Origin of the sequence: Nostoc sp. PCC 9305 (assembly GCF_963920915.1) — a bacterium.
GTDB lineage: Bacteria > Cyanobacteriota > Cyanobacteriia > Cyanobacteriales > Nostocaceae > Nostoc.
Genome location: NZ_CAWUDN010000102.1, coordinates 18,903 through 29,578 on the forward strand (window position 1 = coordinate 18,903; position 10,676 = coordinate 29,578).

Sequence of the window (10,676 nt, forward strand, 5' to 3'; positions counted from 1 at the left end):
TTAATCAAAAATTAACCTAATAGTTGTTAACTAAGATCAACTCACTTTTCGCTGCAACATTTGAACCCCCTCAATAACCTAAAACTTACAGGAATTAGGGGGATTATTTCTTCTAGTATAGGGAATTAGGTTTAGAAAACGTTGTAATGCTGGTACTAGCTTTGCGTAGGCGTAGCCCAACCCAGAGGATGTACACAACGATCTGCACCTACGCACCGCACCTTATAAAAAAATCCCTGAGTACAAATAAAATAGAAGGCTGGGATGATACAACCCCAAAGTCAAAATAGTATCACCTACACACGCGTTATCCACCTAAGTCATGTAATTGACATAGATATTCCCCAATGGTCTGGAGATCCGACAGTAGAATTTGAGACTGTGGCTGAACTAAATAATGATGGCTATTACCTGCGGCGTTTCTCTTTGGGGGAACATAGCGCTACCCATATCAATGCTCCTAACAGTTTTCATAGTTCTGCTTTGGGAATTGACCAATACCCAGCCCAGTCTTTGGTTGTACCTGCGGTAGTTATAAATATTTGCCAAGCCACAGCAGTTAATTCTGATTATGCCCTGACTATTGCTGATGTTTTGGCTTGGGAAGAAGAACACGGTGAAATTTCTGCTGGCTGCGTAGTTATACTGAATACTGGTTGGCAGAAAAAGTGGTTGGATAAAAGTGCATTCCTCAATCATGATGCTCAAGGAATTCCCCACTTTCCCGGATTTGGCAGCGATGCCACTCAATTTTTACTTGATGAACGGCAAATTGCTGGGGTAGGAATTGATACTCATGGTGTAGACCCCGGACAGGATAACAGTTTTGCGATTAACCGCTTGGTATTGGAAAAACCGCGCATTGTGTTAGAGAATCTGACAAATTTGGATCAACTGCCACCTAAAGGTACTACTCTAGCGATCGCACCTCTAAGATTACGTGGTGGTTCTGGTTCTCCTGTGGGCGTGTTGGCCTTCGTGCCTTAAGGCAAAGAATTCAGAACTCAGGAGTCGGAATTCAGAATTGATACTTAATAATAATGATATACAGGGCAATGCAACGGTGTAACTCCTTCAGAAAATGCTGCCCAGGCTAAAAGAATTGCATTGTATAGGACTCATATCTGATTTCTGAACAAGATTTCAGATAAAACCCTAGATAAAACGGGCTTTTCAGTCTCAGTATATTTTCAGAAATCAAATCGGAGTCCTATAGATGCTAACTTAGAATGAGATTCTTGTTGAAGATAAGGCTTTCAGGCGCCGATACTGGGTAACTCCTTGCGCGGTAATCGCTTTAAGAGATTGCTTAGAATATATTTTCGCTAAATTAGTACGATAGTTGTGTAAAAAGCAGTGATTTTTATCGCATTTTGAGGTGTGCAATGAACGCTGAAGAGTTTCTCAGACGTTATGAATCAGGAGAACGAGATTTTTCTAAAGTCGTTTTGAAAGGTCTTCAGCTAAATCACCTTGATTTGAGTGACATCAATCTCAATCAAGCTTGGCTTGAATCCACTTGTTTGATGGGAACCAATTTAAGCAGTGCAAACATAAGCGATGCTAATCTGAGGTTTTGCTACTTAGGTTCTGCCAATTTAACCAATGCTAATTTAAGTAACTCACAAATAGAGGCAACTAACTTTAACGAAAGTAATTTAACCAATACTGATTTAACCAAAACGTTTCTTTGTGACTCTAGTCTAGTTAGAGCAAATTTAACGTCAGCGACAATACAAAAATGTAACTTAGCAGGTTCGTTCTGTCGCCAAACAATTTTCAAAAATGCTAATTGGGATTGGAATTACACTGACGTAATTTTTCATGAAACCATATTGCCCAATGGAGATATTGAGAGTTATAATTATCACCCTAGCGAGGCTGTTGAGTCATTACAAAAACGCTATGATTCAGGAGAAAGAACTTTCACATTAGAGCACCCTTTAGATTTGACAGGAATCAGATTGAGCGGTAGTGTTCTGCATTCGTCGTGGCTTACAGACTCTGAATTACGTTATGCTGACTTGAGAAACTGCAATTTTGAAAGCTCAAGAATTCAAACATCTTTTTTTGATTTTGCCGACCTGAGTGGCGCTGTTTTTAAGGAGGCAGGTTTAGCTGACAATTCCTTCATTGCCGTTAATTTAAGTGATGCAAGTTTTGAAGAAGCATATATGAAAGATGATGACCACAGGTGTTGTTTTGATGGTGCAATCTTTTGTAGAACCATCATGCAAGACGGAAGTAATCGAAATAATGGATGTTAACAGTTTAGGTTAAAAATGCAGCTAGCTGAATGAATGCAATGCAGCGGATGCTAACAGAGGTTATTTGAAAAGTGGTTAGCTGTGATTTTAGGCACTTATTGATCCCCCTTTTTTTATGGAAGCCACTGCGTTGGGCATCTCTGCCGACTTAAAGCAAGTGGTGTGGAGGATTTAGGGAATCTAAAACGTTTTGCTATTAAGAAGAGGACGTTTGAAAAGTCCTCTCAATCTGTAAAGCTGGGCTGCCTTGCCTTTGTGTAAGATAAAAACCTGACTCATGAATTCTGACTTGACGATAACCTAAAAAGCAAGCAAACTTAATACACAAGTTTCAGTGGATCATCAGCCGGAGATTTTCAAGATGACAACTCCGCTATCTTGCCGCAATTATATAGATGGCCAATGGTTGAGTGCTGTAGGAGAAGCAACCTTAGAAAGTCGCAACCCTGCTGACAAAACCGAAGTGGTGGCAACATTTCCACGTTCGCAAGTGAAGGATGTCGATACAGCAGTAGCCGCAGCCCGTAAAGCCTACCGCAGTTGGCGCAAAGTCCCGGCCCCAGCTAGGGCAGAATACATCTTTCGCGTTGGGGAAATATTACTCCAGCATAAAGAAGAACTTGCCCAACTAATCAGTCGAGAAATGGGTAAACCCTTGACAGAAGCCAGGGGAGATGTCCAAGAAGGTATTGATTGCGCCTTTTACAGTGCTGGCGAAGGACGGCGACTATTTGGGCAAACCACACCCTCGGAAATGTCCAATAAATTTGCCATGACTGTGCGGATGCCCATCGGAGTCTGCGCCTTAATTACTCCCTGGAATTTCCCTGTGGCAATTCCTTGCTGGAAAGCTATGCCAGCCTTGGTGTGTGGCAATACAGTCATCCTCAAACCTGCCGAAGATACCTCCGCCTGTGCAACTAAATTGATTGAGATTTTTCAACAAGCAGGTTTACCACCAGGAGTAATTAACTTGGTGCATGGTGTGGGAGAAGAGGTGGGAAAAGCTTTAGTTGAGCATCCCAATGTTGATTTAGTATCCTTTACCGGTTCTTCAGAAACGGGTGCTTTTGTCGGCGCTACTTGCGGACGCACCCACAAGCGTGTCTGTTTAGAAATGGGCGGTAAAAATGCTCAAGTGGTGATGGAAGATGCGGATTTAGAACTTGCTCTCGATGGTGCAGTGTGGGGAGCATTTGGGACAACTGGGCAACGCTGTACGGCTACCAGTCGCTTGATTTTGCATCGTGATATCAAAGAAAAATTTACTGCGATGCTTTATGAGCGTACTAGTAAGTTACGCTTGGGTGCTGGCAATGACTCTGATACAGATATTGGCCCGATAATCAATGAAAAGCAACTCCAACAGGTGAGGAAGTATTTGGATATTGCTTGTGAAGAAGGAGCAAAAGTTTTAATTGGTGGAGAAATTGCTAGTGAAGGCTCATTGAAAAACGGTTACTTCTTTCAACCAACTATTTTGGATGATGTAACTCCTGATATGCGCGTTGCCCGTGAAGAGATATTTGGGCCAGTGGTGGTATTGATTGAGGTTAGTTCTTTTGAGGATGCGATCGCAATTCTCAACGATAGCAATTATGGTCTTTCTTCTTCAGTTTACACTCGCGATATCAATCGGGCTTTTACTGCCATGCGCGACATCGAAGCAGGTATCACCTATATTAACGGCCCGACTATTGGCGCAGAGGTACACTTGCCCTTTGGTGGTGTGAAACAAACCGGTAACGGACACCGCGAAGCTGGAACTACTGCAATGGACGTTTTCACAGAATGGAAAAGTGTCTATGTTGACTTCTCTGGAAGTTTGCAACGCGCTCAGATAGATAACCGCAGTTAGTTATCTGCAAATACACCTCAGATAATGAACTACCTCTGGCTGTGCGAAAGTTTGAGCTAGGGGTAGTTCATAGTAAATTTGGGTCAATTCCTTGTTGTTGTAATCTGGCTAAAAGTTCTTGAAGCTGCTGCTGAGTTTGTTCTAGCTGTTGTTGCTGTTGTGCGTTTACCTCTTCTGGAGTTTGGTATCTGTTACCATCTTGGTCATACCAAAACAGCCATTCTCGTGTTCTTCCTTGATAAGTACCCTGTTCTCGTCCAATCCCTAAACCAATTTCTGGCATCCAAATTTGATCGCCAAGTTGTAAAGTATACTTACCTTCAACTAAGCGATAAACTTCTAAACGTTGACGCTTACGACGTAGCCGCGTTGGTGCATAAATGACGTAATATAAAATGCCTAATTGGGCATAATCTATTTTCTTTTGTTCATATTCGCCATTGTAAGTTTGAGAAACAACTTCTAAAGTTAAAATGGGCGTAATCCCTTCTTCTTCCCAGAAAACGTAACTAGAACGTCCGTTTTCTCCAACAAAACGTTCAACACCTAAACTCAAAAACCCATCGGGGACTATAGCTGGTTGTAATGGTGTATAGTAAATTCCCATGTTGATACCGAAAAACCAGTCATCACGGGTTTGCCAAATCGAGGCTAAGATGGCTAACAATAAATTAGGAATTAATATTTGTAGTTCGTTATCCACAGGGGTATCATCAGAATCTGGTAATTCCGCCGATGAAGGTAGGCAGTCTAAAGGATTGTAATTATACATAATACTTGGTGGTTGACAGTTATCAGTTAACACCATTTTTTCAGACTAGATGCAGAATTCCCGGAAGTGACTTCAGGGTTCTGCGATCGCTTAATTATAAAAACTCATTGCCAGCAAAGCAATCTCGAAAAGTGCGATCGCTCTTGAACACCATTTTTTCAGACTAGATGTAGGGTTCGTCTTTGTTTGGTGCGATCGCCTAATTATAAAAACTCATTGCCAACAAAGCAATCTCCGAAAAGTGCGATCGCTCTTTAACACCATTTTTTCAGACTAGATGTAGGGTTCGTCTTTGTTTGGTGCGATCGCCTAATTATAAAAACTCATTGCCAGCCAGTAAAGCAATCTTTGAGTGTTGCGTTGGCGTAGCCCGCCGCAGGCATCGCTTTTTGATGCTGTCATAAATTAATATTTATCTCCAGATTATTGCTAAATTTAAAGTAAATTCTGGTAAGATATCTTCACCTAATAATTCTTTTGGATGTTCTAATATTTCCACTGGTTGACCAAGACGGGAGATTTCTACCTGACGTAATTTTGAATTAATTAACCAACCTAATTTAACCCCGTTATCGATATATTCCTGCATTTTCTCTTGGGTTTCTTTCAAAGAATCGCTGGGTGACATTAACTCTAAAACGAAGTCTGGTGCAATAGGTGGAAACTTTTCTTGCTCTTCAGGTGTAAGTGTATCCCATCGTTCTTTTCTAATCCAAGCGACATCAGGAGAACGGTTTGCACCATTAGGCAATTTAAAGCAAGTGGAAGAATCGAAGCAAATTCCTAGTTGAGTTTGACGATTCCAAATCACAAAATCTGCCGCAATTTCAATATTAAGATTTCCAGTCTCTCCGCCTGTGGGTGGCATGATTAGAAGTTCTCCCCTTGCATTGCGTTCAAATTTGATTTCAGGGTTTTCACGACACAACTGATAAAATTGATTGTCGGTGAGTTGGATGATGGGGTTTAAGTTGATGGCGATCGCTGTCATAGTAACTATATTGGGGATGACATCAAAATTTAATGAAGCTTTTTACCACAAACTAATTGTATCAAGACATCTTAGCAATGAATTTCAGAGTCAAGCGTAGGCGTAGCCCAACCCAGGCATCGCTCTTGAACACCATTTTTTCAGACTAGATGCAGGGTTCGTCTTTGTTTGGTGCGATCGCCTAATTATAAAAACTCATTACCAGCAAGGCAATCTCTGAAAAGAGCGATCGCTCTTCAACACCGTTTTTTCAAAAAGTTTGCAAAAAGTTGCATTGCAAGATTGGTTAGAAGTAAAAACGCAACCCCAAAGTATTCACTTAGCTGGTTCTGGTGGTAAACCAAGCTTGGCACGAAAATCCTTGTCGTATTTTGCCTTATCCCAATTTTTAGCAGATTTAACTTGCTCAGGAGTCAGGTTGTTGGCATCGCTGAGGTAGGCACTCCTGAGGTCGGCACCGCTGAGGTTGGCAGCGCTGAGGTTGGCACTGCTGAGGTAGGAACCTCTGAGGTCGGCACCTCTGAGGTTGGCACCTCTGAGGTTGGCAGCGCTGAGGTTGGCACTGCTGAGGTTGGCACCGCTGAGGTCGGCATCGCTGAGGTTGGCACTCCTGAGGTTGGCAGCGCTGAGGTCGGCACTGCTGAGGTCGGCATCGCTGAGGTTGGCACCGCTGAGGTTGGCATCGCTGAGGTTGGCACTGTTGAGGTCGGCATAGCTGAGGTTGGCATCGCTGAGGTTGGCACCGCTGAGGTTGGCACTGAGGTAGGCACCGTTGAGGTAGGCACGGCTGAGGTTGGCATCGCTGAGGTTGGCACTGCTGAGGTTGGCACCGTTGAGGTTGGCACGGCTGAGGTCGGCACGGCTGAGGTCGGCACTCCTGAGGTCGGCATCGCTGAGGTTGGCACGGCTGAGGTTGGCACCGCTGAAATCTTTATTAGTTAAGCTCTCACCAGCTTGTACCAGCTTTTCCAGTCCTTGAATTCTTACTAGACTATACTCCTTTCCCTTAACAGCATCGACTTGCTGCCAAAGTTGTCTTATCCTAATTTGTTTTTCAATTACAATACCCAGAACTACTGACGCAACCAGCGGAATAATTAAGAAAAACCCAACGGATCTAAAGCGATTATTCCGCGTTTGTCTGACACTAGTTTGAATAAACTCAGCAGCTAGATCAGATAATCTTAAGTTCTCAGTTTGTTGTTTATGAAAATCTTCTGCTTCTCTTAACCGCTTCCCCTGAAGCAGGTAATCTTTAGCCTTTCTCCTATCTTGCCATTCCACAGCCGCCGCTTCAATTTTCCGCTTCTGTCGCAGGATATCTCGACTTTCCTCAATCCACTTGCGTAATAGCGACCAATGGCGAATCAATGCTTCATGAGCCACATCTACCACAGCAACTTGACCAGAGCCCGATCCTTTCTCTATTAAGGTACTGGTGACAACTAGATTCTCATCAGCTAACCGTTGAATTATTCTATTAATCAGAGCTTCTGGATGCTGTGAAGTAACTAAATCTCGTTGCACAACCTGTCTACGCGTATCTTCTGTTCCTTCTCCCAACTGCGTCAATTCTAAAAAAATGCGCTTTGTTGCTTGCTGTTCTTCAAGTAATAATGATTCATAAACTTGTGTGGCGCGTGTTTGCAGGGTTCCCCTGACTCCACCGAGTTTGCTATAGGTAGTCAGGGTTAACCGTTCTTCAGTTCTTTGCTGCCATAGTTCTGTTAGCGTGTACTGCAACAACGGTAAACTCCCCGGTGAATCTTCTACATCTGCAATCATTTGAGAAACTAATTCCGGTTCTACTGCTAAGTTCACCTGTTGGGCAGGTTTGATAATCGCTGTTTCTAATTCCTCCCGATTCATCGGTGTTACTGTTACTAAATGCTCTTGAATCTTCTTAGCTAGTCCGCCATACTCTTGTTCCAGACATTTACCAAAGAAATCAGCCCGCATTGTGATTATGAGGCAGAGTTTATTGTCATCTCGTTGTAAAGCATCTAGCACACATTCAAAAAACTGCTGTCGTTTTGTAATGTCTTGACATTGAGTAAAAGTTTCTTCAAATTGGTCTACCACTAACACCACACGCTGAGTTTGTGCGGCAGTAATCATCTGTCCTAAACCAACTGTGCCTTTGGCAATTAATTCTTCTGCTTTTGCTAATTGTGATGCGCGTTCAATATCTGATAATTCTGATTCTACAAATGCCAGTCCTAAATTTTGTAAGGGGTTAATCCCTGGTCGAAATATTTTTAACTGCCAAGTATCGCTACCTGATAACCTACGTCCTAACTTCAATTGATAAAGTAAACCTGCTCTAACAACACTAGATTTACCACTTCCTGATGCTCCCAACACAGCGAGGAAATTACCCGATCGCACTTTTTCTAATAATTCGTCGGTTAACGCTGTTCTGCCATAAAATAAGTTGGCATCTGCTTCTGTGCAATCGAAATAAGACAACCCTTTGTAAGGACAAGTAGCTGATACTTGTACTGTGGAGTTAACAGGGGAGGAATTCCATTTGCGGGTGAGATTAATGGCTTCACCAGAGTTAGCAAAAATGGGACGCTGCGGAAATGGGTGATGTTCTTGATTGAGCAAGTCTACTAAAGTGTAGTTACTCACCCAACGGTCTTGTTTTGGTTCCAAACCTTTCAGCAGTGCGGCGGTGAGAACGCTGTGTTGGCTGTTAATTTCTTCAAAAGCTACTTCAAAATTACGAGAAGCCGCAATAAAACACCTGTCTCTACCTTTACCGCGATCGCCTGGATCTGCCTCTGCAAAATTTAGCACTTCTCCGCTATAGCAGCAATCCAAAATTACAATTTGTTGTCTTACCTCACTTTCTTGCAGCAGTCGCCGCAGCCATTGCAAAGATAATCCCCAATTACCCGCATCGGGGTTGACTTCACTTGTCGCTAAAAAGCCTTCCTGAATCCCTAAATTTTTCCGCAATCCATGACCAGAAAAATACAGCAGTGCTGTGTCTGGCGGCTTACCGTCTGGCTTAAACAATTGGACGATCGCTCTTTCTAACTGAGTTAAACTAACTTTAGTTTGCTTACCAATGCGAATCGTCTGGTTTTCGTTGTCTTTGACTGCTGGGAGCCGCGTTACCCGAAATTCCCCATATTGTTGTAAGATTTGAGCGATCGCTTCACCATCGGCAGCTGGTGCGTTGAGACTCTTTAAGCGGTCATACGTATTAATTCCCACCACCAAAGCGTCTCGACTCATCTTAGTAAGCTTTATGATAGTTGTGCCGAATTATTTCCAGCTTCTACAAGAAATTTACCGCATTTTCCGTAAAAATGTATAGAGTTAAACGGGCGGTTATAAACCGCGTCTACACAGGCAAAACCCACCTCCGTGGGTTTCAAAACCTTGATTTTTCTTTAGTCCGCGGAGGCGGACTTTGTTTGTGTAGCCGCGAATTCCATTCGCCCTGGCTTCCTTTGTCTAAACGCGTTTTCTAACTGCCCATTTCGCGTTAAATTGACTACACGCAATTCTTTTAGGCAAAATTACCCCATGACTCAACTCACACCTATTCAGTTAGAAGATGGCACGATTATTTACATTGAAGCCACAAATAACGTAGATGCACCATCAGTCATTACCGAAGTTTCTCCAGAGGGAGAGGAAGAAGCGCTAATTGATAAGGGATGGGATGCTAATGCTGCACAAAAACAGATAGTGCAAAATTTCCAAGCAATTGAAGGTACAATTCGGGCTTACACTGTTTATTCACTCAATGCTTTTAAGAAAATCCCTGTTGCTAATATTGATAAAGTCACTCTAGAATTTGGCATCAAAGTTGGCGGTGAAGCAGGTATACCTTACATAACTAAAGGCACGGCTGAAAGTAATCTGAAGGTAACGGTAGAGTGTTCATTTCCTGACCAACCGGAAAAGAAAACTCAGCAATCATGAGTCAAAGTATTGGCGCTGCTAAAATTTCGATTATTATTCCGGCTATTAATGAAGCGGGGAATATTAAAAAAGCCATTGCTACTACTCAAGCCAATCTAGATGTAGAAGTCATTGTAGTCGATGGTGGCTCTAGTGATGATACTGTTGCGATCGCTCAGTCTTTAAATGTCAAAGTTATCTCATCATCTCCCGGTCGTGCTGTGCAAATGAACGCGGGTGCTGTAGCGGCTAGTGGCGAGATTCTGTTATTTCTCCATGCAGATACCCGTTTACCAACTGGGTTTGATGAGATGATTTGCACAGCGCTACAACAACCGGGGACTGTAGCTGGTGCTTTTAAATTGCGGATTGACGCGTCACGTTTAAGTTTACAATGGGTAGAGTGGGGAGTAAATGTGCGATCGCATTTTTACCAAATGCCTTATGGCGACCAAGCAATTTTTTTAACAAAGGAAATATTTCAGCAAATAGGCGGCTTTCCCGAATTGCCTATCATGGAAGACTTTGAACTCATGCGTCGTTTAAAACGCATCGGACGTGTTGTAATTATTCCCACACCAGTTGTCACCTCAGCCCGTAGATGGTTGCAAAAGGGAGTATTGAAAACTACTTTACTTAATCAAATAGTAATTATTGCTTATTTGCTCGGCGTTTCACCTGAGCGAATTTGTAGCTGGTATCGCCGAGAAAAATTTAAGAGGCTTTAAGCTGTTTCTCATTTAGGTGGTATATCTTAGGGGCATTGGATTTGAGGTGTAAATTTTAAAGTTGAGCCTCAGAAGGTCAACATCGAGCCTCAGAAGGTCAACATCGAGCCTCAGAAGGTCAACATCGAGCCTCAGAAGG

General features: G+C 42.7%; 8 protein-coding genes. 5 read left to right on the forward strand and 3 right to left on the reverse strand.

Translation table 11 applies throughout. The features are described from left to right. The first annotated feature begins 264 nt into the window (after window positions 1-264). The 3 genes from ACM0OX_RS28340 to ACM0OX_RS28350 all read left to right on the forward strand — a co-directional run bounded on the left by ACM0OX_RS28340 (window position 265) and on the right by ACM0OX_RS28350 (window position 4,125). The gene (locus ACM0OX_RS28340; protein WP_414518315.1) at window positions 265-987 is read left to right on the forward strand and encodes a cyclase family protein; all 723 of its coding nucleotides are present in this window, start codon (window positions 265-267) and stop codon (window positions 985-987) included. Window positions 988-1,385: 398 nt separating this feature from the next. Continuing rightward, complete coding sequence (locus ACM0OX_RS28345) at window positions 1,386-2,267, forward strand: pentapeptide repeat-containing protein (protein WP_414518316.1); 882 nt, start codon at window positions 1,386-1,388, stop codon at window positions 2,265-2,267. 361 nt (window positions 2,268-2,628) lie between these two features. Next, on the forward strand, window positions 2,629-4,125 hold the full coding sequence (locus ACM0OX_RS28350) for an aldehyde dehydrogenase family protein (protein ID WP_414518317.1): 1,497 nt from the start codon (window positions 2,629-2,631) through the stop codon (window positions 4,123-4,125). 67 nt (window positions 4,126-4,192) lie between these two features. Here ACM0OX_RS28350 and ACM0OX_RS28355 read toward each other — a convergent pair whose 3' ends face one another. From ACM0OX_RS28355 to ACM0OX_RS28365, 3 genes are all read right to left on the reverse strand, one after another. After that, entirely contained in the window at window positions 4,193-4,897 is a 705-nt protein-coding gene (locus ACM0OX_RS28355) for a Uma2 family endonuclease (RefSeq protein ID WP_414518319.1), read from the reverse strand. 412 nt (window positions 4,898-5,309) lie between these two features. Continuing rightward, window positions 5,310-5,888, reverse strand: coding sequence for a Uma2 family endonuclease (locus ACM0OX_RS28360; RefSeq protein WP_414518321.1), 579 nt, complete (start codon window positions 5,886-5,888; stop codon window positions 5,310-5,312). A gap of 315 nt (window positions 5,889-6,203) precedes the next feature. Then, on the reverse strand, window positions 6,204-9,134 hold the full coding sequence (locus tag ACM0OX_RS28365; protein ID WP_414518322.1) for a pentapeptide repeat-containing protein: 2,931 nt from the start codon (window positions 9,132-9,134) through the stop codon (window positions 6,204-6,206). Between the two features lie 294 nt (window positions 9,135-9,428). Here ACM0OX_RS28365 and ACM0OX_RS28370 point away from each other — a divergent pair, with 294 nt between their 5' ends. Continuing rightward, complete coding sequence (locus ACM0OX_RS28370) at window positions 9,429-9,830, forward strand: CU044_2847 family protein (protein ID WP_414518323.1); 402 nt, start codon at window positions 9,429-9,431, stop codon at window positions 9,828-9,830. Further along, on the forward strand, window positions 9,827-10,537 hold the full coding sequence (locus ACM0OX_RS28375; RefSeq protein ID WP_414518324.1) for a TIGR04283 family arsenosugar biosynthesis glycosyltransferase: 711 nt from the start codon (window positions 9,827-9,829) through the stop codon (window positions 10,535-10,537). The genes ACM0OX_RS28370 and ACM0OX_RS28375 overlap by 4 nt, the downstream gene beginning before the upstream one ends. Window positions 10,538-10,676: the final 139 nt, after the last annotated feature.

What these genes read in the sequence shown, in the direction of transcription:
- ACM0OX_RS28350 (WP_414518317.1), top strand. Translation starts at nt 2,629, where the DNA reads ATGACAACTCCGCTATCTTGCCGCAATTATATAGATGGCCAATGGTTG.
- ACM0OX_RS28340 (WP_414518315.1), top strand. Translation starts at nt 265, where the DNA reads ATGATACAACCCCAAAGTCAAAATAGTATCACCTACACACGCGTTATC.
- ACM0OX_RS28370 (WP_414518323.1), top strand. Translation starts at nt 9,429, where the DNA reads ATGACTCAACTCACACCTATTCAGTTAGAAGATGGCACGATTATTTAC.
- ACM0OX_RS28360 (WP_414518321.1), bottom strand. Translation starts at nt 5,888, where the DNA reads ATGACAGCGATCGCCATCAACTTAAACCCCATCATCCAACTCACCGAC.
- ACM0OX_RS28345 (WP_414518316.1), top strand. Translation starts at nt 1,386, where the DNA reads ATGAACGCTGAAGAGTTTCTCAGACGTTATGAATCAGGAGAACGAGAT.
- ACM0OX_RS28355 (WP_414518319.1), bottom strand. Translation starts at nt 4,897, where the DNA reads ATGTATAATTACAATCCTTTAGACTGCCTACCTTCATCGGCGGAATTA.
- ACM0OX_RS28365 (WP_414518322.1), bottom strand. Translation starts at nt 9,134, where the DNA reads ATGAGTCGAGACGCTTTGGTGGTGGGAATTAATACGTATGACCGCTTA.
- ACM0OX_RS28375 (WP_414518324.1), top strand. Translation starts at nt 9,827, where the DNA reads ATGAGTCAAAGTATTGGCGCTGCTAAAATTTCGATTATTATTCCGGCT.